Here is a 24,778-nt window from a genome sequence, read left to right on the forward strand (position 1 = left end):
TTTAAGGGGTTCCCTTTAGGAGGACAGTCACGTGACGCTTGATCCTGATACAGACTTAAAACTGGAACGCGTGGTGGATGCCCCGCGCGATCTGCTGTGGCTTTGCTGGACGACACCCGAGCACATCAAAAACTTCTTCATTCCGGTTCCGCACAAAGTGACCGAGTGTGATCTTGACCTGCGCGTTGGCGGGCGGTTTAACACGGTGTTTGAGGTAGACGGGCAACGGATGGATAACCGGGGTGTGTTTCTCGAAATCGATCCCGGCAGGAAGCTGGTCTTTACCGACGGTTACACGGAAGGCTGGAAGCCCGCAGAAAAGCCGTTTATGACGGCCATTCTACTGCTGGATGATGTGGGGGAGGGCAAAACGCGTTATACCGCCATTGCTCGCCACCCAACGGCGGAAATCCGCGAGCAGCATGAACAGATGGGCTTCCACGAAGGGTGGGGCATTGTGCTGGACCAGCTGGTGGCGTATACGAAGGGATTGAAAAACTGACGTTTTTTCGCCCCCTCTCCCTGGAGGGAGAGGGGAAAAATCATGCCAGACGCGGATACGCATCCGCAATCGCATCGCCGGTGAACTGCGCAATCCACCCCTCGGGGTTATCAAAAATACGAATGGCGGTAAAGTTCGGCTCTGAGCCCATATCAAACCAGTGCGGCGTTCCGGCGGGCACGGAAATCAGGTCGTTTTTCTCACACAATACCTGACACACCTCGTCGCCAATGTGCAGGCAAAACAGCCCCGCACCCTCAACAAAGAAACGCACTTCATCTTCCCCGTGGGTATGCTCGTTCAGGAACTTAGCGCGCAGCGCCTCTTTTTGAGGGTTGTCGGCACGCAGGCTGATGACATCCCAGCTCTGATAACCTTTCTCTGCCACTAACGTGTCGATCGCATGCTGATAAGCCGCGATAACCGCATCGGGGGCAGGATCGCGGCCTAAGTCGCGGTCTGCGGCCCAGCGTTCAAAACGAACCCCTCTGGCGTTGAGCTGTTGGGCGATGTCGGCAGCGTCGGTGCTGTGCCAGCGAGGTTGACTGGGGTCTTTATCGGAATAAATGGTCAATGCGCTCATGAAGGGATCTGCTCCGGGTTAATCTCGTCGAACTGGTGTACCTGATGGTGATGGCTTGCACCGTCATCATCGCCGCGAATCAGCTGCAGGGTGCGAAAACCTGCCTGCTCAGCGGCGTCCAGCTCCTGATGTATATCCGACAGGAACAGGATCTGCGACGGGGGAATACCCGTTTGTGCCGCAATGTTCTGGTAAGACTGGACGTCGCGCTTGGCACCGATGTGGGTATCAAAATAGCCGCTGAACAGATGAGTAATATCACCTTCGTCGCTGTAGCCAAATAACAGTTTCTGCGCCGCGACGGAGCCTGAGGAATAAACATAGAGATCAATACCCTGCGCTTTCCATTTTTCCAGCGCAGGCAGTACGTCCGGGTAGAGGTGGCCGGTAAAATCGCCGTTAACGTAGCCGTCGTGCCAGATGATCCCCTGTAGCGCCTTCAACGCGGTTGACTTGCGGTCTTCATCCATAAACGTAAAAAGTATGTCGATAAGGTCGCTTACGCTGGCGTGCGGGTGGTTAATTTCATCACGCAGGTTGTCCAGAATCGATTTGACCGGCTCGGCGTACTGCTGCGCGGACACAAAGGCCGCCAGACGCTCACGCGCGTAGGGGAACAAAACATCATGGACAAAACGGATATCGCTGGTGGTCCCTTCAATATCCGTCACAATCGCGCGAATCATACTCTCTCCCAGTGTCGTAAACGCATTTCGCATTCAAATAAGAATTCCAGTCCTTCCAGATGACGGCGGGCCTCGGCCACATCGCGTCCCCAGCAGGTTAAGCCATGACCGCGCAGAAGAAAACCATAATTAAACGGGTGCGCCTGAGCGTATTCGGCAATGCGCACGGCGAGTGCGTCGATATCCTGGTCGTTATCAAACACCGGGATGGCGACCGTATCCAGATGCGTGCTCTGCCCGGAGAGGGATTTTTGCATCTCAAAGCCGGTGATCTTCAGTTCGGGCTCTTTGACCCGCCGCGACAAGACCGTGGCATTGACGGTATGGACGTGCAGAACCGCGTTGGCTTCGGGAAACAGACGATAGATGAGCGTGTGAAGCCCGGTTTCAGCCGACGGCGTGCGGCCAGACGGTGCACGGTTGGTCGCAATCTCCACCTGCAGAAAATCGTCGGTGGTCAGGCTGCCTTTATCTTTACCGGATTCACTGAGCCAGCACAGATGCGCATCCTGACGCACGGACATGTTGCCGCCGGTCGCGGGGGCCCAGCCTTTGGCGCCGATCCAGCGGCAGGCGTCGACCAGGTGTGTGAGTTGCAGGTTGTCGGTCATCTTCCTTTTTCCCTCTCGGTCAGGAATATTCATATTGTTTAGACGTCTAAGCGTCTTGATTGCCAAAGACTAACATCGTGTTATAGTGTCAGCAACATAAGTATTACATGTAGGCACAACACAATGAGCAATAAAGCATTGATTCCTCAGAGTAAACTTCCAAGTCTTGGCACCACCATCTTTACGCAAATGAGCGCACTGGCCCAGCAGCACAACGCCATTAATCTCTCGCAAGGGTTCCCTGATTTTGATGGCCCGCGTTATTTGCAGGAACGTCTGGCGTACCACGTTGCGCAGGGGGCGAACCAGTATGCACCGATGACGGGCGTGCAGGCTCTGCGGGACGCCATTGCAGACAAAACGGCTGAGCTGTATGGCTATAAGCCAGACGCTACCAGCGACATCACGGTGACGGCAGGGGCGACCGAAGCGTTGTATGCCGCAATTACCGCGCTGGTGCGCACGGGTGATGAGGTGATCTGCTTTGACCCGAGTTATGACAGCTACGCGCCGGCGGTTGAACTCTCCGGCGGCGTGGTGAAACGTATCGCGCTACAGCCACCGCATTTCCGTCCGGACTGGCAGGCGTTTGCTGCCTTGCTGAGCGACAAAACCCGTCTGGTTATTATCAATACTCCGCACAACCCGTCGGCGACCACATGGCAGAAAGCCGATTTCGCAAAGCTTTGGCAGGCGATTGCCGGGCGTGAAATTTACGTGCTGAGCGATGAAGTGTATGAGCACATCTGTTTTGCGCAGGAAGGGCATGCCAGCGTGCTGGCCCATCCGCAGCTTCGCGAGCGTGCCGTGGCGGTATCGTCATTTGGTAAAACCTATCACATGACCGGCTGGAAGGTGGGGTACTGCGTGGCTCCTGCGGCCATCAGCGCTGAGTTGCGTAAAGTGCATCAGTACCTGACGTTTGCCGTAAACACGCCAGCCCAGCTGGCCCTGGCTGATATGCTGCGCGCCGAACCGGAGCACTACCGCGACCTGCCGGCATTCTACCGTCAGCGTCGGGATCTGTTTGTGAATGCGCTAAGCCAGAGCCGTCTGGAGATTTTACCCTGCGAAGGGACCTACTTCCTGCTGGCGGACTACAGCGCGATTTCGGATCGGGATGACGTGAGTTTTTGCCAGTGGCTGACAAAAGAGGTGGGCGTTGCTGCCATTCCGCTGTCCGTATTTTGCGCCGACCCGTTCCCGCATAAGCTGATCCGGCTCTGTTTTGCGAAACAGGAATCGACGCTTCTCGCGGCGGCGGAGCGGCTGAATACACTCTGAGCGTGTCATCCCTCTCGCGTTAGAATAACGGCGGTCTGCCCATAATAAGTGAGAGGAATATCAGTCAAAATAACGCGAAAGCGCGTTATAAAATATAAGTCAGGATTATGTATTAACAAAGAGAACGGGCTGTGAGCGACACAGCCCGTCGCTGTTATTTTTCTGTTACTTCGTTAATAAATTTCGCGAATGCCGTACTGTTCAATGCCGAACGATTATAAATCATAAAAATGTCAAGCGAGGGAAGGGTGAACGGTGCAGTGATTTTTTTGAGTCTTAGCACTTCACTGTATTTATCAAATAAAATTTCGGGTACGTAACCAATTAAATGAGAGGCACTTATCATCGAAATAATAGTAAATACAGAGTCACAGCGAAAACCGATTGTCTTTTCCGCATGCACTTTTTCTGCCATCGATTGATAGGTTTTAACGCCCGGCTCATCACTGAGGAATATCGTAAACTTCTCTTCCTGAAGCTCTTCCATGGTGGCCACCTCTTTCATCCGCGGATGATCCTGGCTGCAGACCAGCAGGACGGAATAAGATGCATATGGCACACAAATCATTGAACGGTTGCTAACCGGGGCCATTGAGAAAATTAAGTCTGCCTTACGGTATGCCAGCAGATCTTCTGCGGAGTCAGCAGAGAGCAGCATGTCATGCAGTTCAATCTCGTAATTGTGCTCTCGCATCAATAATTTAAGCGGGCCCAGCAGGTTTTCTGTGGTCAGGATTTGCGGGCTGTACACCACAAAATTCTTTTTTAGCGTTGAGCCATGCATGATGTTAATCGTCTGCTCAAGCTGGTTGAGGTTTTGCTCAAGATGATGGTGCAGGTTCACGCCTACCGTGGTGGGCGTAATCCCTTTCCCGGAACGAATGAACAGGGGATCGTTGAGCTGATTACGCAACCTTTGCAGCGACTGGCTGACCGCCGAGGGCGTAATATAGAGCGTTTCTGCTGCCTTGCTGATGCTTAAGTGCTGATAAATACACTCGAAAATTACCAGCAGATTAAGATCAAATTTTTTTAGATCGTAGAGATTAGCCATGTTTCATCCTGAGTGGACTGCGTTGCGTTAACACATCACTGATAACTATAGAAGGAAGTTAATCATTTACCATCCATGCAATTAACTTACTTAATTAGAGTTGTATGTTGACTTAATATATCACGATGGCAGATTTATAAAATAGAGCTTCAATGAATATTAAGATATTTTTATCTCTAAAACTGCGAGGGTGTTTGCATTAAAATAGTCTCAATTATATATAGACAAATAATTATCATTCATTTTTATTAATCCTCGCCGGCGCGTCTTACGTTCTGCGCGATAAACCGTGTTCGATGAAACCTATCACAGCCATAGATACGATTGGCGCTCATGTGCATTGCCCTCGCGCTGTGCGGGTGTTGTAATCAAGGCGCTGTTACGGCCTTGATATGAGGTATGTAGAGCGCAACGCAACGCCAGCAATTGCTGGCACTGAAAGTTCCTGTGGAAAGTTCAGGTATCAGGGCCGCCCACCAGGGCGGCCTTTTTACTTTTGGCTTTTCGTTAATTCAGTTCATCACGTTGTCTTGTTCGGGTTGTTAGGTATGGCTGATTGATTTGATAAAGCAAACGCATTAGCCCACCCGGCGAAAGTTGGTTACCTTACATCTCAACGAAAACACGGAGGAAGTACAGATGTCTTTGATTAATACCAAAATTAAACCTTTCAAAAACCAGGCGTTCAAAAACGGTGAATTCATCGAAGTGACCGAGAAAGATACCGAAGGCCGCTGGAGCGTCTTCTTCTTCTATCCGGCAGACTTCACCTTCGTTTGCCCGACCGAACTGGGTGACGTTGCAGACCATTACGACGAACTGCAGAAGCTGGGCGTAGACGTTTACTCTGTTTCTACCGACACCCACTTCACCCACAAAGCATGGCACAGCAGCTCTGAAACCATCGCGAAAATCAAATACGCGATGATCGGCGACCCGACTGGCGCCCTGACCCGTAACTTCGACAACATGCGTGAAGATGAAGGCCTGGCTGACCGTGCTACCTTCGTTGTTGACCCGCAGGGCATTATCCAGGCAATCGAAGTTACCGCTGAAGGTATCGGCCGTGATGCTTCTGACCTGCTGCGTAAAGTGAAAGCGGCGCAGTACGTTGCTTCTCACCCAGGTGAAGTTTGCCCGGCGAAATGGAAAGAAGGCGAAGCGACTCTGGCACCGTCTTTAGACCTGGTTGGCAAAATCTAAGTTTCCCGCAGTCTTTCGCGCAGAGCATCGCCTGCTCTGACGCGACAGGCTCCGGAAATGACAGTCGTAATGGGCGCGCCCGCGCCCATTTTATTCCAGCACCATGATGCAAGTTGCATTCAGGCCGCCCGAATAAGGCAGCTTGCATGATGACGTTTTTAGAGAGGGAAGAATAATGCTCGACACCAATATGAAAACCCAGCTCAAGGCCTACCTTGAGAAACTGACCAAACCTGTTGAGCTGATTGCCACGCTGGACGACAGCGCTAAATCGGCAGAGATCAAGGAACTGCTGGCAGATATCGCCGAACTGTCACCGAACGTGACCTTCAAAGAAGATAACGGTCTGGCGGTGCGCAAGCCCTCCTTCCTGATCACCAATCCGGGTTCTGACCAGGGGCCGCGTTTTGCCGGTTCTCCACTGGGCCACGAATTCACCTCGCTGGTGCTGGCACTGCTGTGGACCGGTGGTCATCCGTCAAAAGAGGCGCAGGCGCTGCTCGAGCAGATCCGCGATATTGACGGCGATTTTGAGTTTGAAACCTATTACTCGCTCTCCTGCCATAACTGCCCGGACGTGGTGCAGGCGCTGAACCTGATGTCGGTGCTGAACCCGCGCATTAAGCACACGGCGATTGACGGCGGTACGTTCCAGAACGAAATCACCGACCGTAACGTCATGGGCGTTCCGGCGGTCTTTATGAACGGTCAGGAGTTTGGCCAGGGCCGTATGACGCTGACCGAAATCGTTGCCAAAGTGGACACGGGTGCCGAAAAACGTGCGGCAGAAGCGCTGAACAAACGTGACGCGTATGATGTTCTGATTGTCGGCTCCGGCCCGGCGGGCGCGGCGGCGGCGGTTTACTCCGCCCGTAAAGGCATTCGTACCGGCCTGATGGGCGAACGCTTCGGTGGCCAGGTGCTCGACACCGTGGATATCGAAAACTACATCTCTGTGCCGAAGACCGAAGGCCAGAAACTGGCTGGCGCACTGAAGGCGCACGTCAGCGATTATGAAGTGGATGTGATCGACAGCCAGAGCGCCAGCAAGCTGGTTCCGGCCGCGGTTGAAGGGGGATTACACCAGATTGAAACCGCCTCCGGCGCGGTGCTGAAAGCGCGCAGCATTATCATTGCCACCGGCGCCAAATGGCGCAACATGAACGTCCCGGGTGAAGAGCAGTATCGCACCAAAGGCGTCACCTACTGCCCGCACTGCGACGGTCCGCTGTTTAAAGGTAAACGCGTGGCGGTGATCGGCGGCGGTAACTCCGGTGTGGAAGCGGCGATTGACCTGGCGGGTATCGTTGAACACGTCACCCTGCTGGAGTTCGCCCCAGAAATGAAAGCGGACCAGGTGCTGCAGGACAAAGTGCGTAGCCTGAAAAACGTCGATATCGTGCTGAATGCGCAGACCACGGAAGTGAAAGGTGACGGCAGCAAAGTAACCGGTCTGGAATACCGCGACCGCGTGAGCGGTGACGTGCATAGCGTGGCGCTGGCGGGGATCTTCGTACAGATTGGTCTGTTGCCAAATACCACCTGGCTGGACGGCGCGATTGAGCGCAACCGGATGGGCGAAATTATTATCGATGCGAAATGCGAAACCAGCGTGAAAGGGGTGTTCGCGGCAGGGGACTGCACCACGGTTCCGTACAAACAGATCATCATTGCCACCGGTGAAGGGGCGAAAGCGTCTCTGAGCTCGTTCGATTATCTGATTCGCACCAAAACGGCATAAAAAGAAAGCAAGACTACACCTGCAACAGCAAGAGGCCACCGAAAGGTGGCCTCTTTTTTTTACCTGACGACCATCACCGGAATGTGGGTGTGACGGATCACGCTCGACGCGTTAGAGCCCAGCAGGTGGGTGGTAATGGAAGGATTACGGGAACCGATCACCACGACGTCTGCTTTCAGTTCATTGGCCAGTTCATTAACGGCATCCCGCACGCTGCCGAACCTGACGTGAGTTTTGATACGTGAAGGGTCGATGCTGAAATGCCCGACCATGGTTTGTAGACGATTTTCAGCTTCGTGCTGAAGATGCTCTTCGAAGCGACGTACATCGGCGGCAAAGCGGTGCAGACTCAGGCTGGCGGAACCCGGTAACACGTGTAACAGATGGATGATCCCGTCCTGCTGCGCCAGGAACTCCGCGTGGCGTACGGCCTTGTCGCTCAGCTCCATCTCGAAAACATCAACCGGCATAATGATTGTCTGATACATACCCGTTTCTCCTTGTTTATAAACGCTGAATTCATTCAACCACAAAATATGAATGGTTTCTGTAAGCGCGGCGCCACTTTTTGATCTCGCCAGGAAAAATCTCAAAAGATCCGTCATCACGGGCAAGTCTTCTGGGGTAGCTACCCTTTATACACTGTCCTAGATCCTTTCGGAGGTTGCATGAAAGCACTCACGTATCACGGCCCGCATCATGTTCGCGTCGAGAATGTCCCCGATCCCATCATTGAACAGCCAGACGATATTATTCTGCGGGTCACGGCTACGGCGATTTGCGGGTCCGATCTGCATCTCTATCGCGGCAAAATCCCGAAGGTGCAACACGGCGATATTTTTGGTCATGAATTTATGGGGGAAATCGTTGAGTGTGGCAGGGAGGTGAAGAATTTACAGAAGGGCGATCGCGTGGTTATCCCGTTTGTGATTGCCTGCGGTGACTGTTTCTTCTGCCGTCTGCAGCAGTACGCGGCCTGCGAGACGACCAACGCCGGGCAGGGCGCCGCGCTGAACAAAAAGCAGATTCCCGCGCCAGCCGCGCTGTTTGGCTATAGCCATCTCTACGGCGGCGTGCCGGGAGGCCAGGCGGAATATGTTCGCGTACCGAAGGGGAACGTTGGGCCGTTCAAGGTGCCGCCGCTGTTGTCCGATGACAAAGCGCTGTTCCTGTCAGATATTTTACCCACCGCCTGGCAGGCGGCAAAAAATGCGCAGATCGAAAAAGGATCGAGCGTGGCCGTTTTCGGCGCCGGGCCGGTGGGGTTGCTGACCATTGCCTGCGCGCGACTGCTCGGGGCGGAACAGATCTTCGTCATTGACCACCACCCGTATCGCCTGCAATTCGCTCAGGCGCGCTACGGCGCAATCCCTGTCAACTTTGATGATGACAACGATGCCGCCGAAAAAATCATTGAGCAAACTGCCGGCCAGCGTGGTGTCGATGCGGTGATTGATGCCGTCGGGTTCGAAGCCAAAGGCAGCACCACGGAAACAATCCTCAGAAACCTTAAAATTGAAGGCAGCAGCGGCAAAGCGCTGCGTCAGTGTATCGCGGCTGTCCGGCGCGGCGGCGTTGTCAGCGTCCCTGGCGTTTACGCCGGGTTTATTCACGGCTTCCTGTTTGGCGATGCCTTCGATAAAGGGCTGAGTTTCAGGATGGGGCAGACACACGTCCACGCCTGGCTGGGCGAGTTGCTGCCACTTATCGAAAAAGGGCTGCTTACGCCGGAGGAGATTGTGACCCACTATCTGCCGCTGGCGGATGCGGAACGCGCCTACAAGATTTTCGAAAAACGGGAGGAGGAGTGCCGCAAGGTCATTCTGGTGCCGGGGGCGGAAACGCCTGACGCGGCGGCACAGCAGGTGAAAGGCCTGGTCAATGCTTTCCCGGGTGGGGTGGTGTGAGATTATCGCTTACCGATGACGCTCAAGATAAAGCACCGCCATGACGATGATCGCCAGAATAATGAGAAAAATAAGTGTGATAACCACTATCTCACTCATGACCGTCCCCGCGGCACCCAAACAGATTAAGCGTGGGTTAAGGGGTTTTCGGGCGATATAGGATAATCGGGTGAATTTGCGGAAAGAGGATGCGGGTGCATCCTCTGTGCAACGCGGGAGCGTTTGTTCAGATGGGGTTAACGCAGGTAGTCGCCCGCGGCTTCTGGCTGGTAGAGCAGCTCCAGCACTTCCAGATGCGCCGCGGCACCGCCTGGCAACGCCCAGTTGATGGTGTCTCCCGTACGCAGACCAAGAAGCGCGGCACCCACAGGGGCAAGGACCGAAAGCTGTGCACTGCTGTCGGTCATCTGCGCCGGGTAGACCAGCGTTCGGGTCAGCTCTTCACCGGTGGCCAGGTTACGGAATTTAACCCGGCTGTTCATGGTGACCACGTCGTGCGGCATGGATTCAGGCGTGCACATCTGTGCCCGGTCAAGCTCTTCATTCAGGGCGTCAGCCACCGGAAGCGAAGCGAATTCTGCTTTTTCCAGCAGTCTGTCAATACGTTCTGCGTCAAGCTCATTGATAATGATGGTGGGTCTGGACATTTTTTACTCCATGTCGTTAATGCTGCGTGTAACGCAGAAACCAATCCAAAAGAAAACCCTCGCCGTCTGGCAGCGAGGGTTTAACTCTTCTGATGATACTGGCTGAGCGCACAACTTTGAAGTGATACAGGTCACATTCATGGGTCATATGAATTTTCGGTGAAAAACGTGCTCCCTTGCCAATTTGCATTATTCTTTTTAAGCGCCCCCTGCGGGCGACTATCCGCATTCAGTGTTTCTTCTCAGGAGATCTCATGAGCGATTACGACAAAATTACGTTGAAAGACGGCAGTTATTTATATTTTAAAGACTGGGGAAGCGGGCAACCCGTGGTGTTTAGCCACGGCTGGCCGCTGACGGCGGATGCCTTTGAAGACCAAATGTTATACCTGGGATCAAAAGGATTTCGCGTAATTGCACATGACCGCCGCGGACATGGCCGCTCAGCGCAGCCGTGGGATGGGCACAATATGGATCAGTACGCCGACGACCTGGCTGAGCTGACGGCGCGTCTGAATCTGAAGGACGCTGTTCACGTGGGGCATTCAACCGGTGGTGGCGAAGTGGCGCGCTATATTGGTCGCCACGGTACGGATCGCGTGGCGAAAGCGGTACTTATTGGTGCCGTGACACCGATTATGATCAAAACCGATTTCAACCCGAACGGTGTGCCGAAAGAGGTGTTTGATGGTATTCGGGAAGGCGTGATTAACGATCGCGCGGCTTTCTTCTATGCGCTGACCGAGGCGTTTTATGGCTATAACCGCCCGGGGGCGAAAGAGTCCAAAGCGGTGCGGGAGAGCTTCGTTGAGCAGGGGCTTCAGGGGTCGATCAAGGCGCTGTATGACTGCGTCAAAGCGTTCTCTGAAACCGATCTGCGTGAAGATCTGAAAAAGATGACTATCCCGACGCTGGTGATCCACGGCGACGACGACCAGATAGTCCCGATCGAGACCTGTGGTCGGGTGGCTGCAGAGATCCTGCCGAACGCTGAGCTGAAGGTCTATGCCGGGGGTTCTCACGGCATATGCACCACGCATAAGCACCAGATCAATGACGATTTGCTGAAATTTATTCAGTCTTAATTCCTGGCGGATTGCGTTACGCTGAGTGTCCTGATCCAGGGTACTGAGCGAAACGCAATTCGTGTCTGCCCCACCATTAAGAGAGCACTATGTATTTCTATCAACCTTCTCTGGGACACGGCCTGCCGCATGACCCACTGAACGCGATTATTGGCCCACGCCCGATTGGCTGGATCTCCTCGTGCGACAACGCCGGTCAGCTGAATCTCGCGCCGTATAGCTTCTTTAACTGCTTTAACTATCGTCCGCCCATCATCGGTTTTTCCAGCAACGGCTGGAAAGACAGCGTGCGTAATATTACCGAAACCGGCGAGTTTGTCTGGAACCTGGCGACGCGCGATCTGGCTGAAGCGATGAATGCGACCTCGGCGATGCTTCCCCACGATGAAAATGAATTTACCTTTGCGGGATTAACGCCAGCGGCCAGCCAGCTGGTGAACGCCCCGCGGGTGGCAGAAAGCCCGGTTAACTTTGAGTGTCGCCTGTCGCAGTGTATTCAGCTTACCGGGGCCGACGGCACACCGGTTGATACCTGGCTGGTGCTCGGCGAAGTGGTGGGTATTCACATCGCCGAAACGTTGCTGGAAGAGGGGATTTATCAGACGGCGAAAGCGCAGCCCATCCTGCGTGCGGGTGGGCCGACGGCTTACTATGGCATCAGTGACGAGCACCGGTTTGACATGACCCGACCAATCGTCAATCAGTGACCGGCTTTATCAATGACGAATTGTTTTCCGCAGTTACCCGGGTGTGGCTGCGGAGCAAATGAGGTCGCAGAAAGCGGGTTATTAATGGTGTCTGCCTTAAGTGAGATCTGCATTTCGGTCAGGTAGGACGGGTTGCCATTACAGGTAAGTTTGAACGCTTTGACATTCTCCTTGCCCCAGCCCTTGGTCACGGCGCTGTCAAAATCGCTGCGGCTTACGGTTTTTCCATAGTTATCGGCGAGGAACTTGCCGACCGCGCTGTTTTTTATCTCCTGATTCATGCGCACCATCGTGCCGAAATACGCGTCAGGATCAAAACCAAAGCACACGCCGTGTTTGGCATATTCGTAGCGTTCCAGGCAGGAGTTACCGCCAGCACCCGGCATAACGCTGTTCAGCTTCGCAGCACCTGAAAGCGACAGTCCGGTTTCGGCGGCAGCGCATTTGCGGCTGGCCTTCACCTCCGGCATGTTCGGGATTGGACGGGTCGCGCAGCCAAAACGCATCCAGCGACGTTCATCCACACCCCGTGCGGCAACAGATTTTGGCAGCCCCGGCCATAATCCGTGCACGGTCAGAAAATCGGTTTTGTTATCACTCTCTTTTTGTAAACGGCACTCTTCGGGCTCGTTGCGGTTACGGTCGGCCATGCTCTGGCAGAACCCGGTTTGCCAGGAAAGAGCCAGAACGTAGCGATCGAAATCGCCATACTGCGTTGCCTTGAGTGGGTCGGCCTGTGCGGAGAATACACAGAGTGCCAGCGCGATTGCGCCAGACGGAATAACGATATCCTTCCTGAACATGTGATTTCCTGATCGAATGAGCATGAATAATTTCTGGAAATTATTAAAGCACAAAAAGCGCCCGCAGGCGCTTTCTGGATATCAGGAATTTAGCTTAAGCTGCGCCGGGTACCAGCACCTGCGTGGCAATAATCACGATAATCAGCCCCACAATCACGGGGACGGAGGTGCGTTTGATCACTTCGAAAGGCGAGATTTTTGCCATCCCGGCAACGGCTACAACCACACCCGATACCGGCGAAATGGTGCGACCGAGGTTTGACGCCTGCAGCATGGGGATGGAGAGATAGGCCGGGTTAATGCCTGAGGAGTGAGCCAGTTTCGGGATCATCTCAACGAAGGCGTAGAACGGCGCGTTACCTGAACCGGTGGTCATGGCGGCGAGCATGGTCAGCACCACCAGAACCAGCATCAGGATAATACTGGCCGAGCCGAACGAGGTGGCGATGGAAATCAGGCTCTGAATAAAGCCGATGGTGCTCAGACCTTGGGCGAAGACGCCTGCTGCAACCAGCAGCATAACGACCCCTGCAAACGCATCCGCCATACCGCGATAGGCCACTTCCAGACCCGAGAAGACTTTCTGCGTGTTAAACCCACGCACAAACTCCAGCAGGGCGGCCAGCAGCATGCAGATCACCAGAATGGTGATGATGTGCAGCTGCGGGCCCCATTTACCGTCAAAAATAAGCACGCCAATAATAGGTGTGAACGGCAGAATGGCATAAAACGCCGGCGCGGTGGTGGTGATTTCACTCACGTCCAGCATCTCGTGGCTGATGTTCTCCTTCTTATCGAGATAACGTTGCCAGAAGAAGTGCGCGATGCCCATGCCGACAATGGCGACGATAGAAATGGGCAGCGTGGTTTTGAACGCAAAGTCGATAAGCGACATCTCAGCGGCTTTGGCTGCGAGCACGACATCACCGGAGGTGGGGGAAAGAATAATGGCGGCTGGCGAGGCGCAAATCGCGGCGGCCGCGCCGCGGCTGATACCGACGTTAACCATAATCGGGAACAGGGTGGCCATTAACAGTACGCCCAGACCGGTTGCGGACGACACGGCAAGGGACATCAGGCAGGCAAGGAAATAGGCCGCGACCATCAGCAGATACGGGGAGTTAATGTACTGCAGCGGTTTGGACGCCAGTTTAACCACCATATCATTCGCGCCGATATGGGTCATGTACGCCGCAAAACCGCACAGCATCATGACCATCATACCCAGGTCGCCACCGCGGCTCATGAGCAGGATTTTAATGTATTCAACAATGTCAGTGGCGGTGTAGCCCGTACTGTCTGCGCTGGCCGGTAACACCTGATGGCCCATGATGGCGCTGATAATGAGCAGGGTTAGCCCGCCGACAAATAACACCCCTGTGGCCGAGTAACCTTTAATGATGTAGCGCGCTACACCGACAATGACGACGACTCCGATAAGGAGCTCGATAAACGTAAGCATGGTTTCCCCTGTATCCTTGCTGCCCGAGAGCACAAATAATCAATAAAAAAGAAGGATGAAATGTGCCGAATTAATGTTCTGTCCTTGCTGATTAAAATCAATAAACAGACTACTAAAGAAGATATTAACGGTATTTTTGCCATCGCCCCGGCATTTATCTCATGCGCATATTGACCGGTAGAGATATCACTATATGTCAATTAAATGATAATGGGTTGTTAAATATTTTGTGGGTTTAAATTCGCCGCAGAAAGAAAAGGCAAAAACCCTTTGGGAACTGGGTTTTTAATGGCTGCCGGCAGCCCTCCAGGACGGGCCCTGGAGACCGTCATTGCTGGCGTTGGTTGGATTGTCCAGCGTATAAAAGCCTAATAAAGGCTTACTTTTATTGTGCTTATTATGACGTGAAGGTATGTTCCTCTCAGAATATTCCCAGGAAGACGCTGATTAATTAGGAATAACGCTGATGCTGTTAAGCTTTGATTAAACTATTTTATGGTAAACTTTGCCTCGAATACTAAGAATGGTAATTGCATTGTGATTGTACGTAATAAATTTTCCCTCATTTTGTTGTTTATTTTTGGGCAGTTAGCATTGTCGTCTGTTGCACACGCCGAGAGCAATGCAACCGATAAAGGCTGGTTCTCCACCTTCACTGATAATGTGTCGCAGACCTGGACTGCGCCAGAGCATTATGACCTGTATGTTCCGGCAATAACGTGGCATGCGCGTTTTGCCTATGACAAAGAAAAGACTGACAAATATAACGAGCGCCCGTGGGGGGCTGGTTTTGGTCAGTCGCGTTGGGACGAAAAAGGGAACTGGCATGGCATCTATCTGATGGCCTTTAAAGATTCCTTTAACAAATGGGAACCAATCGGGGGTTATGGCTGGGAGAAAACCTGGCGTCCGTTAGCCGATGAAAACTTCCATGTGGGGCTGGGCTACACCGCCGGTGTGACCGCACGCGACAACTGGAACTACATTCCGATTCCGGTGCTGCTGCCTCTGGCCTCTATCGGCTATGGTCCGGCAACGTTCCAGATGACCTATATCCCGGGGACATATAACAACGGTAACGTTTACTTCGCCTGGATGCGTTTTCAGTTTTAACTGAAAAAACGTCACGTGGTGGTGAAAAAATGTGCAGCCGTTGATTCCGTTGAGATAAAAAACCGTCAGCAGAAATTAACGCGACTTTAGTCACTTTTTATCAAAGAACCGCTGGACAAAAGGTCCCACAATTGATGTACTGGTACCCGACACAGCATTTGTGTCGTTTTTTAATGTAAAGGTAATTTTGATGTCTAAGATTAAAGGTAACGTTAAGTGGTTTAATGAGTCCAAAGGATTCGGTTTCATTACTCCTGAAGATGGCAGCAAAGACGTGTTCGTACACTTCTCTGCAATCCAGTCTAATGGTTTCAAAACTCTGGCTGAAGGTCAGCGTGTAGAGTTCGAAATCACTAACGGTGCCAAAGGCCCTTCTGCTGCTAACGTAATCGCTCTGTAATTCAGACGCGTCAGCAAGAATTTCAAAACCCGCTCACTGAGCGGGTTTTTTTTCGCGTTGAATCAGCTAAGCAGATACATTTTGAGGAAGCTGGCAACGATCAGCACGCTCAACAACACCACACCTGCGCTCATCAGGTTCTGTTTCATTCTGTCACCCTCGTTCAGTATTGCGTTCAGAGTGACAGAGAAAAATTAAGCCAACATTAACGCAGCGTCTGTTAGTGCGTCGTGGCGGAAGAAAATAGCCAGAATGCGATCCCCGTCATCGCAAAGGAGCCGAGCATATTAATCGCAATGTTCATCAGCGCCCAGCCGACACGCCCTTCCTGAAACAGGAAAACCACTTCCGCCGAGAACGTTGAGAAGGTGGTTAAACCGCCGCAAAAGCCGGTGGTAATCAATAGCTTCCACACGGGATCGATATGCGTCATACGGTTAAACCAGGCCAGCCCCACGCCAATAATGAAAGCACCTATCAGGTTAGCCGCCAGCGTGCCCATTGGAATAGCCTGATGCAGGGGATTAAAACGCATACTCAAAAACCACCGCGCAACGCTACCCGTACCCCCACCAATAAAAACGGCTAAAAGTAGTTGTAACACTGTAAATACCTGCTATTTGATGTGTAAGAGTGGCGAGTTTAACGCGGTTTTTGCTGAGGGGACAAATATGTATGTTGCGGTAGGACAGTTTGCGGTTACGCCTGACTGGCAAGAGAATGCAGATAAATGTGTCTCTCTGATGAGGCAGGCCCGCCTGAAAGAAGCATCCTTGCTGGTGCTGCCGGAGGCGCTGCTGGCAAGAGATGACAACGACCCGGACCTGTCGGTGAAGTCTGCCCAGCCCTTGGACGGCGGATTTTTACAGCACCTGCTGGCGGAAAGTGCGGGCAATGGTTTGACCACCCTCTTTACGGTGCATGTCCCCTCAACGGCGGGACGGGCGGTAAATACCCTCGTGGCTATCCGTGACGGCGCGATCGTTGCGCGCTATGCCAAACTCCATCTTTATGATGCCTTCAGCATTCAGGAGTCACGGCGGGTGGATCCGGGAGACAGCATCCCACCGCTGCTTGATGTCGATGGCTTTAAGATTGGGTTGATGACCTGCTACGACCTGCGTTTTCCTGAGCTGGCACTTACGCTCGCGTTAAAGGGGGCTGACGTGCTGGTTGTGCCTGCCGCGTGGGTCAAGGGGCCGCTTAAAGAGCATCACTGGGCAACGCTCCTTACAGCGCGTGCGCTGGATACAACCTGTTATGTTGTGGCCTCGGGGGAGTGCGGCAATAAGAACATTGGGCAGAGCAGGGTGGTGGATCCGCTGGGAGTTACGATAGCCGCTGCGGCGGAGGCCCCGGTTTTGCTGATGACAGAGTTACAGCGGGAGAGGATTACGCTTGCACGGCAGCAATTACCGGTTCTTCGCAACCGTCGGTTTGCGCCACCGCAATTATTGTGATGTTTTTTTCAACAATGCTTGATTCACCTTGTTACAGATTGCTATTGTGTGCACGCGTCAAATGACCGTTAATACAATCAGGTTTTTGGCGCTGAATGCAGCCTGGTTTATGTAAAGAAGGTATCTATGGGTGAGATTAGTATTACCAAACTGCTGGTGGTTGCCGCACTGGTCGTCCTGCTGTTTGGTACCAAGAAGTTACGCACGCTGGGTGGTGACCTGGGTGCCGCCATCAAAGGCTTTAAGAAAGCGATGAACGACGATGATGCGGCTGCGAAGAAAAGCGCCGAGGGTGACATCCCGGCAGAGAAGCTTTCTCACAAAGAGTAACGGCAATGCCTGAGGGCTTGCGAAAAAAAACCGGCTCAAGAGGCCGGTTTTTTTGCATTACTGTAAGTGAATATTACAGTCTTATTTCACTTCTTCGCCTTTTGCCTGCATATCGGCATGGTAAGAGGAGCGAACAAAGGGGCCGCAGGCTGCGTGGGTAAAGCCCATCGCCATCGCTTCGGCTTTCATCTCATCAAACTCATCCGGGCTCACGTAGCGCTGCACGGGCAGGTGGTGGCGGCTTGGCTGCAGATACTGTCCCAGCGTCAGCATGGTCACACCGTGGCGGCGCAGATCGCGCATCACTTCGATGATCTCAGCATTCGTTTCACCGAGACCAACCATCAGGCCTGACTTGGTGGGAATATGGGGATGCGCTTCTTTAAAACGCTCCAGCAGCTTCAGAGACCAGTTATAGTCCGCACCAGGACGTACCTGACGGTAGAGACGCGGCACGTTCTCCAGGTTGTGGTTAAACACGTCTGGTGGCGTCGCGGTCAGGATGTCCAGCGCGCGATCCATACGGCCGCGGAAGTCTGGAACCAGCGTCTCAATTTTGATGTTCGGGCTTTTCTCGCGAATAGCGGTAATGCAGTCAGCGAAGTGCTGAGCACCGCCATCACGCAGATCGTCACGGTCAACGGAGGTAATAACGACATAACGCAGCGCCATATCGGCGATGGTCTGTGCCAGTTTCTGAGGTTCGTTGGCGTCGGGCGCTACCGGGCGGCCATGAGCCACATCGCAGAACGGGCAGCGGCGGGTACAGATAGCACCCAGAATCATAAACGTCGCGGTACCGTGATTGAAACATTCAGCAAGGTTCGGGCAAGAGGCTTCTTCACAGACGGAGTGAAGGCCGTTCTTGCGCATCGCCGCTTTGATCCCCTGGATACGCGAAGAGTCAGCCGGAAGTTTGATTTTCATCCATTCCGGTTTTCTTAACAGCGCTTCGCGCTCTGTAGCCACGTTTTTAACCGGGATAAGGGCCATTTTATCGGCATCGCGGTATTTAACACCGCGTTCCATCACAATGGGTTTACTCATAGCGTGCGTGTTCCAGTTGCGAATATCGAAGGAAAGCGTTTCTATTCAAGGGAATGTTGTATTTATCAACTATTTTTGAACGAACGACAGGCAGTATATCATTGAAACGGTCGGTAAAGCAGCCTGCCAGGTCGCCAATTTGTAAAATAGTTGTTGTTTTGTGCGTTTTGCCCGGCAGGGGGCAGGGGCTTGTGCTGTATCAACCAGTCAGAAGGCCTGGCGGATGACGCGGATAACGTTTTCCAGCACCGGATCGCGCAAGCTGAGTTTGTTGTAATGCAGTGAAATCTCGATAGATTCCGCATTGAGCTGGTTGAGAGGAATGCTCTCCAGCGGCCAACATTTACGCAACAAGGTATACAGACGCGAAGGCATGATGCAGAGCATGTCGCTGCTGCCAATCAGGGAGGCAGTGGTGAACATATTGTAACTACTGAAGCTGATCTGGCGTTCCGGGAATATCTCATCGATTCGCTGACGCAGCGCATGATTGGACTGTCCTTCGGTCATGAAAGACGAATGATCATAGTTACGCAGATTTTCAATGGTCAACGGCCCGCTCAGGGCGGGATGCTGCTGGCGGCACACCAGCACCAGGTTATCCGCATACAGGACATGTTGTCCGAGCGCTCGGGCGCTAAAGCTGCCGCTTTCTATAATCAGGTCGGTCTGAAACTGAGCAAGCTGAATATCAGGCTCGTTGAGCGGCACATTTCGCAGCAGGAGCTGGGGAACATGCTCTTTTATCGCCTGAAAAATAGCGGGCATCACCAGCACGCCGACAGACGGGGTGCAGCCGATAGTGATGGTTCTCTGTTTGTCATAGCTGCCGGTTAAATCCAGCGCACCCAGAATCGACTCCAGCCCCTGGCTGATGTACTCATGCAGATGGGTAGCGTAGGCCGTCGGCGTAACCCCCTGGCCCTTACGAATAAATAACGGGTCGGGAAATATAGCGCGCAGTTTTTGAATTGACTGGCTTATTGCTGAAGGCGTGAGATTAAGAATTTTCGCAGCATTAACGATACCCTTATGGACATATACTGCCTCAAAAATAGTCAACAAATTGAGATCAATATTACGTAAAGTCCGAAAAATTTGTGGCTTGTCCTCACCACCTGGGTCATTCAGTCGTTTGGCTGGTAAATTATTATACTCCACGCTTTCACTCCGTATACATTCACATTATGAATGATAGTTGAATTTATTTATTATGCTTGTAGAGATTCGTAAAGTGTTGGTTTTGTTTCACTTGTTTATCAAAAACAAACAGTTGTGTGATTATCACGCAAGTTACTTACGCCCTGTATGCAGTTCTGGCTGGAGGCTAAATAATATGTAGCGGTAATATTCGGGCGCTTCGAAAATATAGAATAAGCGGATTATTGTAAAGCGTAAAAGCGGTAAATAAACAGTGGCTCGTCAAATAATCGAGCCATGATGCATGATATATTAAGCAGTGATATATTCGTAAGATGGATTGTTAAGTAGGGCTAAAACGTTCTTCAAAAGCACAGGACGAATATTCTCTGGCGTTGCGCTTTCAACCCACTGGCGCATTTGCGTCATCTCCATTCCGGCGTAGCCGCAGGGGTTTATGCGCTGGAAAGGGGTAAGATCCATATTAATATTCAGTGCCAGCCCGTGGAAGGAGCAGCCTTTGCGGATACGCAGCCCCAGTGAGCAAATCTTACTTTCTCCCACATAGACGCCCGGCGCATCGGCACGCGGATGGGCTTCAATACCGTATTCCGCCAGCGTGTTAACCACGGTTTGTTCCAGCAGGGTAACCAGTTCGCGAACGCCGAGCTTTCTGCGCTTCAGGTTCAGCAGAACGTACATCACCTGCTGCCCAGGCCCATGGTACGTGACCTGCCCACCGCGATCGCTTTGAATTACCGGGATATCTCCCGTCATCAATAAATGTTCCGCTTTTCCCGCCTGTCCCTGTGTAAATACCGGCAGGTGTTCGACCAGCCAGATCTCATCAGGGGTGGTGTCATCGCGTGAATCGGTGAAATCATGCATGGCCTGGGAGACAGGCTCGTAAGGTTGCAGCCCGAGATGACGGACAAGAATTTTATCCTGATACAAAAGGACGTCTCCGAAGACGAGGGACAAAAGGTGAGGGAGAGTATATCACAAGCGGGGAGGCGGGTTACCCGGCAAACCGGGTAACCGCAGAGGGACTACAGCACCATACGAACAATTTCGATATTGCCGAGCTCTTCGTACAGCGTCTCAACCTGCTCAATGTGGGTTGCGGTAATGGTAATAGATACCGAGTGGTAGTTGCCCTTGCTGCTTGGTTTTACTGACGGAGAGTAGTCACCCGGCGCATGGCGCTGTACCACTTCAACCACCTGATCAACCAGCTCAGGTTTCGCCAGACCCATTACTTTGTAGGTAAACGGGGTAGGGAATTCAAGCAGTTCGTTAAGTTTGGTTTTCATGTCAGCTCCGGCGTAACGTCAAAAAGAATAACTCCCACGACAGGTGGGAGTTATCAGGATATCTAGTATATGGGGATCAAAATCACACTTTCAAGTGTTCAATTTTTAGCCAAACCAGTGATGGAACATCAATTTAATGTAATCAATGATTTTGCCGAAGAAATTGCCTTCCGGGATTTCTTGCAGAACAACCAGTGGACGCTGATCGATGGTTTTACCATCCAGCTGGAAGTTGATGGTGCCCACCACCTGGTTTTTCTGCAGTGGCGCGTGCAGCTCAGTGGTGTTCAGCACGTAGCTGGCTTTCAGATCTTTCATGCGACCACGAGGAATGGTCAGGTACAGATCTTTATCCACGCCAAGGGAAGCACGGTCGTTATCACCGAACCAGACTGGCTCAGAAGCAAACTCTTTACCGGCTTTCAGCGGGTTCACGGTTTCGAAGAAACGGAAGCCCCAGGTCAGCAGTTTCTTGCTTTCTGTCTCACGACCTTTGAAGGTACGACCGCCCATCACGGCAGAGATCAGACGCATCTGACCTTCGGTGGCAGAAGCAACCAGGTTGTAGCCAGCTTTATCGGTATGGCCAGTTTTGATGCCGTCAACGTTCAGGCTGTTATCCCACAGCAGGCCGTTACGGTTGGTCTGACGGATACCGTTGAAGGTGAACTCTTTCTCTTTATAGATGGAGTATTCGTTCGGCACGTCACGGATCAGCGCCTGACCAATCAACGCCATATCACGTGCGGAGCTGTACTGACCATCTGCGTCCAGACCATGTACGGTCTGGAAATGGCTGTTCTTCAGACCCAGCGCGGTGACGTAGCTGTTCATCAGACCGACGAAGGCATCCTGGCTTCCCGCGGCGAAATCGGCCATTGCCACGCACGCATCGTTACCGGATTGCAGGTTAATACCACGGATCAGCTGAGAAACAGGAACCTGCATGCCCGGTTTCAGGAACATCAATGATGAACCTTTAAATACCGGGTTGCCGGTTGCCCACGCATCGTTACCGATGGTGACCAGATCCGTTTCTTTGAACTTCCCTGCTTTCATGGCCTGGCCGATAACGTAGCTGGTCATCATTTTGGTCAGGCTGGCCGGATCGCGGCGGGCGTCGGCATTCTGTTCAGCCAGCACTTTGCCAGAGTTGTAGTCGATCAGGATATACGATTCCGCGTCGATTTGCGGAACGCCAGGGATCATGGTCTTGATATTCAGGTCATCGGCGTGAGCTGCAGAGAGAGCAGTTGCGCAAAGGGCCGTGGTCAGCGCCATGCGCTGCACAAAACGAGCAGAAAAAGTGGTCTTCATGGTCAGAACAACGACATCCGTGATGGAATTAAAAAAAGTGCCTTACTATAGCAAATGCTATTCAGGCAGGCATCCGACTTTAAGCATGAGTTTGTGAATGTGTTTTACACAAATTGACACTTTGGATGCCGCCAGTTCATTATTTCGCAACAGCGATAAATGATTGTAGTTGGGCTTCATTTTGCAGGCGCTGCTGCAGAGACGCTGCTTGCGATTTGCTGGCAAACGGCCCCATCTGAATACGCCATACTGCGCCGTTTTGCGCAACGCGTCCCGGAACACCAAACTGCTGGCTCAGACGCTGTTGATACTGCTGCGCCCGGGCCTGATCGCTTACCGCCCCAACCTGAACCACAAAGCCGCCGCTGGCCGCCGCTGGAGCCGCAACCGGTGTGCTTTGCGCCGTCGCCGGAGCCGTTACGGGCGCAGGCTGTGTGGCAGGAGCGGCAACAGGAGCCGGTGCTGGCGTAGGTTCGCTGCCTTCCAGCACGCCGGTGGCTAACGTTGTCGGCGCGCCCAGGAAGCCGCTACTCTTTACCGGCGCACCCGTCGTGTCTTCGCTCTGCAGCGTATCATTGCTGATTGGGCGCACTTCTCCTGCTGGCTGAGAAGGCTCTGCCGGAGAAGAGACGCTTCCCATGCCGCCGTCCAGGTTCGGGCGGTCGGGAAGGGCGTAAGTCTGTTTCGCCACCGTCGTACACGCGGTACCTGGCCCGGAGAGGGTGCCATCCTGCGCCACGATAATCGGGTCAATACGGACTTTGGTATTGTTCGAGGTGTTCAGGCGGTCTGCAGCCGCGCGTGACAGGGAGATCACCCGGTCGTTACCGTAGGGACCACGATCGTTAATGCGTACCACGATCATACGACCATTCGCCAGGTTGGTGATACGGGCGTAGCTCGGGACAGGCAGGGTCGGGTGAGCCGCCGTCAGTTGCATCGGATCGAACGCTTCGCCGGTCGCCGTCAGGTTGCTGCCTGGCTCGGCATCATAAATGGCGGCAAAGCCAGCCTGGCTAAAGCGGGAGGGATCCTGAACAATTTTGTAGCTTTTGCCGTCGCGCTCGTAATCCTGATTCGCGCTGGCATTGAGCGGTTCATAAACGGGATCGGCACCGCTGATTTCAACGATCGGGCCATTACAAACCGCAGGCTGCGGCGGCGCGACGGTTGCCTGTTGCTGACCATCATCACTTGTGCAGGCCGCAAGTAAACTTGCCGCAATGCAGATCCCCAGCCACTGCTTACGCATTCCGATCCCCTTATTTTTATACGCTTTTTGACAACATTTTTCTGTGGGTATGGATCGACATCACGATACCAAACCCGGCCATCAACACGATCAGTGCCGAGCCTCCGTAGCTCACCAGCGGGAGCGGGACGCCAACAACCGGCAGAATACCACTCACCATACCAATATTTACGAAGACATAAACGAATAAAATCAGCATCAACCCGCCTGCCATCACGCGGCCAAAGGTGGTTTGCGCACGTGCGGCGATCCACAGCCCTCGCATGATCAACAGCACATACAGCGCCAGCAGAATCAGGATGCCAACCAGGCCCAGCTCTTCCGCCAGAACCGCAAAGATAAAGTCGGTGTGGCGTTCCGGTAAGAACTCCAGCTGGGACTGGGTGCCGTGCAGCCAGCCTTTACCGCGCAGGCCGCCGGAACCGATCGCAATCTTGGACTGAATAATATGATAGCCCGCACCCAGCGGATCGGTTTCCGGATCGAGCAGCATCATGACGCGTTGTCGCTGGTAATCATGCATCAGGAAGAACCAGAGAATCGGGATGAATGCTGCCACCAGCACGACTGCAATGCCAATCAGACGCCAGCTTAAACCCGACAGGAACAGGACAAACAGGCCGGAGAGGGCGATAAGAATCGAGGTGCCGAGGTCAGGCTGCGCCGCAACCAGCAGCGTCGGCAGGAAAATCAGCACCAGCGCAATGGCGGTATTTTTCAGCGAAGGCGGGCAGACGTCACGGTTAATAAAACGCGCCACCATCAAGGGAACCGCTATTTTGGCTATTTCAGAGGGCTGGAAGCGGACAACGCCCAGATCCAGCCAGCGCTGCGCGCCTTTAGAGATGGCCCCAAAGGCATCTACCGCAACCAGCAGCACAATACAGAATATGTACAGATACGGTGCCCAGCCTTCATAGACCCGTGGCGGGATCTGCGCCATGACCACCATAATGACCAGACCCATCGCGATCTGGCCGATTTTGCGCTCCATCATGCCGATGTCCTGGCCGCTGGCGCTCCAGATAACCAGGGCGCTGTAAACCAGCAGAGCCAGCAGGATCAGCAGCATGGCTGGGTCGATGTGGATTTTATCCCACAGCGATTTCTTATTTGGATTATCCGTCATGA

At 53.1% G+C, this 24,778-nt stretch carries 28 protein-coding genes; 11 read left to right on the forward strand and 17 right to left on the reverse strand.

The annotated features are described in order from the left end of the window. The first annotated feature begins 31 nt into the window (after positions 1–31). On the forward strand, positions 32–502 hold the full coding sequence (locus tag L462_RS21400; RefSeq protein ID WP_032677669.1) for an SRPBCC family protein: 471 nt from the start codon (positions 32–34) through the stop codon (positions 500–502). A 40-nt stretch (positions 503–542) separates the two neighbouring features. On the opposite strand, the gene L462_RS21395 is transcribed toward L462_RS21400, so the two are convergent. Genes L462_RS21395 through L462_RS21385 form a run of 3 tightly spaced genes read right to left on the reverse strand, consistent with a single transcriptional unit; the run spans position 543 to position 2,382 of the window. Then, positions 543–1,085, reverse strand: a complete 543-nt coding sequence (locus L462_RS21395; protein ID WP_014169089.1) for a 1,2-dihydroxy-3-keto-5-methylthiopentene dioxygenase — start codon at positions 1,083–1,085, stop codon at positions 543–545. Beyond that, complete coding sequence (mtnC, locus tag L462_RS21390) at positions 1,082–1,771, reverse strand: acireductone synthase (RefSeq protein ID WP_032677670.1); 690 nt, start codon at positions 1,769–1,771, stop codon at positions 1,082–1,084. The genes L462_RS21395 and mtnC overlap by 4 nt, the downstream gene beginning before the upstream one ends. Next, a complete protein-coding gene (locus L462_RS21385) occupies positions 1,768–2,382 on the reverse strand; it encodes a methylthioribulose 1-phosphate dehydratase (protein WP_032677671.1) in 615 nt (204 codons plus the stop codon). Before L462_RS21385 ends, mtnC begins: the two co-directional genes overlap by 4 nt. A gap of 123 nt (positions 2,383–2,505) precedes the next feature. Between L462_RS21385 and L462_RS21380 the strand changes: the two genes are divergently transcribed. Then, positions 2,506–3,666, forward strand: a complete 1,161-nt coding sequence (locus L462_RS21380; RefSeq protein ID WP_032677672.1) for a pyridoxal phosphate-dependent aminotransferase — start codon at positions 2,506–2,508, stop codon at positions 3,664–3,666. A 154-nt stretch (positions 3,667–3,820) separates the two neighbouring features. Here L462_RS21380 and L462_RS21375 read toward each other — a convergent pair whose 3' ends face one another. Next, a complete protein-coding gene (locus L462_RS21375; RefSeq protein ID WP_032677673.1) occupies positions 3,821–4,720 on the reverse strand; it encodes a DNA-binding transcriptional repressor CitR in 900 nt (299 codons plus the stop codon). A 639-nt stretch (positions 4,721–5,359) separates the two neighbouring features. Between L462_RS21375 and ahpC the strand changes: the two genes are divergently transcribed. Together ahpC and ahpF are read left to right on the forward strand one after the other, a co-directional pair. Then, positions 5,360–5,923: an alkyl hydroperoxide reductase subunit C gene (gene ahpC, locus L462_RS21370; RefSeq protein WP_008501015.1), complete on the forward strand. Its 564-nt coding sequence runs from the start codon at positions 5,360–5,362 to the stop codon at positions 5,921–5,923. Between the two features lie 175 nt (positions 5,924–6,098). Next, positions 6,099–7,664: an alkyl hydroperoxide reductase subunit F gene (gene ahpF, locus L462_RS21365; RefSeq protein ID WP_032677674.1), complete on the forward strand. Its 1,566-nt coding sequence runs from the start codon at positions 6,099–6,101 to the stop codon at positions 7,662–7,664. A 59-nt stretch (positions 7,665–7,723) separates the two neighbouring features. Here ahpF and uspG read toward each other — a convergent pair whose 3' ends face one another. Continuing rightward, positions 7,724–8,152, reverse strand: a complete 429-nt coding sequence (gene uspG, locus L462_RS21360) for a universal stress protein UspG (protein ID WP_020885008.1) — start codon at positions 8,150–8,152, stop codon at positions 7,724–7,726. 180 nt (positions 8,153–8,332) lie between these two features. Between uspG and L462_RS21355 the strand changes: the two genes are divergently transcribed. Further along, positions 8,333–9,571, forward strand: a complete 1,239-nt coding sequence (locus tag L462_RS21355; protein WP_032677675.1) for a zinc-dependent alcohol dehydrogenase — start codon at positions 8,333–8,335, stop codon at positions 9,569–9,571. A 9-nt stretch (positions 9,572–9,580) separates the two neighbouring features. Here L462_RS21355 and yldA read toward each other — a convergent pair whose 3' ends face one another. Beyond that, complete coding sequence (gene yldA / locus L462_RS25695; protein ID WP_271661446.1) at positions 9,581–9,670, reverse strand: small membrane protein YldA; 90 nt, start codon at positions 9,668–9,670, stop codon at positions 9,581–9,583. A gap of 137 nt (positions 9,671–9,807) precedes the next feature. Next, on the reverse strand, positions 9,808–10,218 hold the full coding sequence (gene rnk, locus L462_RS21350; RefSeq protein ID WP_014169101.1) for a nucleoside diphosphate kinase regulator: 411 nt from the start codon (positions 10,216–10,218) through the stop codon (positions 9,808–9,810). Positions 10,219–10,472: 254 nt separating this feature from the next. On the opposite strand from rnk, the gene L462_RS21345 reads away from it, so the two are divergent. Beyond that, entirely contained in the window at positions 10,473–11,303 is an 831-nt protein-coding gene (locus tag L462_RS21345) for an alpha/beta fold hydrolase (RefSeq protein WP_020885006.1), read from the forward strand. Between the two features lie 89 nt (positions 11,304–11,392). Beyond that, the gene (locus L462_RS21340; RefSeq protein WP_025204679.1) at positions 11,393–12,010 is read left to right on the forward strand and encodes a flavin reductase family protein; all 618 of its coding nucleotides are present in this window, start codon (positions 11,393–11,395) and stop codon (positions 12,008–12,010) included. Here L462_RS21340 and rna read toward each other — a convergent pair. After that, the gene (gene rna / locus L462_RS21335) at positions 12,004–12,813 is read right to left on the reverse strand and encodes a ribonuclease I (RefSeq protein WP_032677676.1); all 810 of its coding nucleotides are present in this window, start codon (positions 12,811–12,813) and stop codon (positions 12,004–12,006) included. The genes L462_RS21340 and rna overlap by 7 nt on opposite strands. Before the next feature lie 94 nt (positions 12,814–12,907). Next, the gene (gene dcuC / locus L462_RS21330) at positions 12,908–14,275 is read right to left on the reverse strand and encodes an anaerobic C4-dicarboxylate transporter DcuC (RefSeq protein ID WP_032677677.1); all 1,368 of its coding nucleotides are present in this window, start codon (positions 14,273–14,275) and stop codon (positions 12,908–12,910) included. A gap of 495 nt (positions 14,276–14,770) precedes the next feature. Here dcuC and pagP point away from each other — a divergent pair, with 495 nt between their 5' ends. Both pagP and cspE read left to right on the forward strand, forming a co-directional pair. Then, on the forward strand, positions 14,771–15,388 hold the full coding sequence (gene pagP, locus L462_RS21325) for a lipid IV(A) palmitoyltransferase PagP (protein ID WP_155964414.1): 618 nt from the start codon (positions 14,771–14,773) through the stop codon (positions 15,386–15,388). Between the two features lie 190 nt (positions 15,389–15,578). After that, positions 15,579–15,788 carry a transcription antiterminator/RNA stability regulator CspE gene (gene cspE, locus L462_RS21320; RefSeq protein WP_002439184.1) on the forward strand — a complete coding sequence of 70 codons (210 nt, stop codon included), beginning with the start codon at positions 15,579–15,581 and terminating at the stop codon, positions 15,786–15,788. A gap of 220 nt (positions 15,789–16,008) precedes the next feature. Here the strand turns inward: cspE and crcB are convergent, their stop codons facing one another. Further along, positions 16,009–16,392 carry a fluoride efflux transporter CrcB gene (gene crcB, locus L462_RS21315; protein ID WP_014169110.1) on the reverse strand — a complete coding sequence of 128 codons (384 nt, stop codon included), beginning with the start codon at positions 16,390–16,392 and terminating at the stop codon, positions 16,009–16,011. A 67-nt stretch (positions 16,393–16,459) separates the two neighbouring features. Between crcB and L462_RS21310 the strand changes: the two genes are divergently transcribed. After that, positions 16,460–17,248 (forward strand): deaminated glutathione amidase, encoded by a 789-nt coding sequence (locus tag L462_RS21310; protein WP_032677679.1) that lies wholly within the window; start codon positions 16,460–16,462, stop codon positions 17,246–17,248. A 126-nt stretch (positions 17,249–17,374) separates the two neighbouring features. After that, positions 17,375–17,578 (forward strand): twin-arginine translocase subunit TatE, encoded by a 204-nt coding sequence (gene tatE / locus L462_RS21305; RefSeq protein ID WP_014169112.1) that lies wholly within the window; start codon positions 17,375–17,377, stop codon positions 17,576–17,578. A gap of 81 nt (positions 17,579–17,659) precedes the next feature. Here tatE and lipA read toward each other — a convergent pair whose 3' ends face one another. The 7 genes from lipA to mrdB form a co-directional block, all read right to left on the reverse strand. After that, positions 17,660–18,625 (reverse strand): lipoyl synthase, encoded by a 966-nt coding sequence (gene lipA / locus L462_RS21300; RefSeq protein WP_014169113.1) that lies wholly within the window; start codon positions 18,623–18,625, stop codon positions 17,660–17,662. A 207-nt stretch (positions 18,626–18,832) separates the two neighbouring features. Continuing rightward, positions 18,833–19,786 (reverse strand): YbeF family transcriptional regulator, encoded by a 954-nt coding sequence (locus tag L462_RS21295; protein ID WP_020885001.1) that lies wholly within the window; start codon positions 19,784–19,786, stop codon positions 18,833–18,835. A gap of 291 nt (positions 19,787–20,077) precedes the next feature. Continuing rightward, a complete protein-coding gene (lipB, locus tag L462_RS21290) occupies positions 20,078–20,719 on the reverse strand; it encodes a lipoyl(octanoyl) transferase LipB (RefSeq protein ID WP_020885000.1) in 642 nt (213 codons plus the stop codon). A 95-nt stretch (positions 20,720–20,814) separates the two neighbouring features. Then, on the reverse strand, positions 20,815–21,078 hold the full coding sequence (ybeD, locus tag L462_RS21285; protein ID WP_003858718.1) for a DUF493 family protein YbeD: 264 nt from the start codon (positions 21,076–21,078) through the stop codon (positions 20,815–20,817). Positions 21,079–21,183: 105 nt separating this feature from the next. Beyond that, entirely contained in the window at positions 21,184–22,395 is a 1,212-nt protein-coding gene (dacA, locus tag L462_RS21280; RefSeq protein WP_014169116.1) for a D-alanyl-D-alanine carboxypeptidase DacA, read from the reverse strand. Positions 22,396–22,534: 139 nt separating this feature from the next. Further along, positions 22,535–23,647, reverse strand: coding sequence for an endolytic peptidoglycan transglycosylase RlpA (rlpA, locus tag L462_RS21275; RefSeq protein ID WP_032677680.1), 1,113 nt, complete (start codon positions 23,645–23,647; stop codon positions 22,535–22,537). 16 nt (positions 23,648–23,663) lie between these two features. Continuing rightward, a complete protein-coding gene (gene mrdB, locus L462_RS21270; RefSeq protein WP_014169118.1) occupies positions 23,664–24,776 on the reverse strand; it encodes a peptidoglycan glycosyltransferase MrdB in 1,113 nt (370 codons plus the stop codon). Between the last annotated feature and the right edge of the window lie 2 nt (positions 24,777–24,778).

This window comes from Enterobacter sp. BIDMC 26, from assembly GCF_000534435.1.
Taxonomy (GTDB): domain Bacteria; phylum Pseudomonadota; class Gammaproteobacteria; order Enterobacterales; family Enterobacteriaceae; genus Enterobacter; species Enterobacter ludwigii.

What these genes read in the sequence shown, in the direction of transcription:
- L462_RS21395 (WP_014169089.1), bottom strand. Translation starts at nt 1,085, where the DNA reads ATGAGCGCATTGACCATTTATTCCGATAAAGACCCCAGTCAACCTCGC.
- mtnC (WP_032677670.1), bottom strand. Translation starts at nt 1,771, where the DNA reads ATGATTCGCGCGATTGTGACGGATATTGAAGGGACCACCAGCGATATC.
- L462_RS21385 (WP_032677671.1), bottom strand. Translation starts at nt 2,382, where the DNA reads ATGACCGACAACCTGCAACTCACACACCTGGTCGACGCCTGCCGCTGG.
- L462_RS21380 (WP_032677672.1), top strand. Translation starts at nt 2,506, where the DNA reads ATGAGCAATAAAGCATTGATTCCTCAGAGTAAACTTCCAAGTCTTGGC.
- L462_RS21375 (WP_032677673.1), bottom strand. Translation starts at nt 4,720, where the DNA reads ATGGCTAATCTCTACGATCTAAAAAAATTTGATCTTAATCTGCTGGTA.
- ahpC (WP_008501015.1), top strand. Translation starts at nt 5,360, where the DNA reads ATGTCTTTGATTAATACCAAAATTAAACCTTTCAAAAACCAGGCGTTC.
- ahpF (WP_032677674.1), top strand. Translation starts at nt 6,099, where the DNA reads ATGCTCGACACCAATATGAAAACCCAGCTCAAGGCCTACCTTGAGAAA.
- uspG (WP_020885008.1), bottom strand. Translation starts at nt 8,152, where the DNA reads ATGTATCAGACAATCATTATGCCGGTTGATGTTTTCGAGATGGAGCTG.
- L462_RS21355 (WP_032677675.1), top strand. Translation starts at nt 8,333, where the DNA reads ATGAAAGCACTCACGTATCACGGCCCGCATCATGTTCGCGTCGAGAAT.
- yldA (WP_271661446.1), bottom strand. Translation starts at nt 9,670, where the DNA reads ATGAGTGAGATAGTGGTTATCACACTTATTTTTCTCATTATTCTGGCG.
- rnk (WP_014169101.1), bottom strand. Translation starts at nt 10,218, where the DNA reads ATGTCCAGACCCACCATCATTATCAATGAGCTTGACGCAGAACGTATT.
- L462_RS21345 (WP_020885006.1), top strand. Translation starts at nt 10,473, where the DNA reads ATGAGCGATTACGACAAAATTACGTTGAAAGACGGCAGTTATTTATAT.
- L462_RS21340 (WP_025204679.1), top strand. Translation starts at nt 11,393, where the DNA reads ATGTATTTCTATCAACCTTCTCTGGGACACGGCCTGCCGCATGACCCA.
- rna (WP_032677676.1), bottom strand. Translation starts at nt 12,813, where the DNA reads ATGTTCAGGAAGGATATCGTTATTCCGTCTGGCGCAATCGCGCTGGCA.
- dcuC (WP_032677677.1), bottom strand. Translation starts at nt 14,275, where the DNA reads ATGCTTACGTTTATCGAGCTCCTTATCGGAGTCGTCGTCATTGTCGGT.
- pagP (WP_155964414.1), top strand. Translation starts at nt 14,771, where the DNA reads ATGGTAAACTTTGCCTCGAATACTAAGAATGGTAATTGCATTGTGATT.
- cspE (WP_002439184.1), top strand. Translation starts at nt 15,579, where the DNA reads ATGTCTAAGATTAAAGGTAACGTTAAGTGGTTTAATGAGTCCAAAGGA.
- L462_RS21310 (WP_032677679.1), top strand. Translation starts at nt 16,460, where the DNA reads ATGTATGTTGCGGTAGGACAGTTTGCGGTTACGCCTGACTGGCAAGAG.
- tatE (WP_014169112.1), top strand. Translation starts at nt 17,375, where the DNA reads ATGGGTGAGATTAGTATTACCAAACTGCTGGTGGTTGCCGCACTGGTC.
- lipA (WP_014169113.1), bottom strand. Translation starts at nt 18,625, where the DNA reads ATGAGTAAACCCATTGTGATGGAACGCGGTGTTAAATACCGCGATGCC.
- ybeD (WP_003858718.1), bottom strand. Translation starts at nt 21,078, where the DNA reads ATGAAAACCAAACTTAACGAACTGCTTGAATTCCCTACCCCGTTTACC.
- dacA (WP_014169116.1), bottom strand. Translation starts at nt 22,395, where the DNA reads ATGAAGACCACTTTTTCTGCTCGTTTTGTGCAGCGCATGGCGCTGACC.
- rlpA (WP_032677680.1), bottom strand. Translation starts at nt 23,647, where the DNA reads ATGCGTAAGCAGTGGCTGGGGATCTGCATTGCGGCAAGTTTACTTGCG.
- mrdB (WP_014169118.1), bottom strand. Translation starts at nt 24,776, where the DNA reads ATGACGGATAATCCAAATAAGAAATCGCTGTGGGATAAAATCCACATC.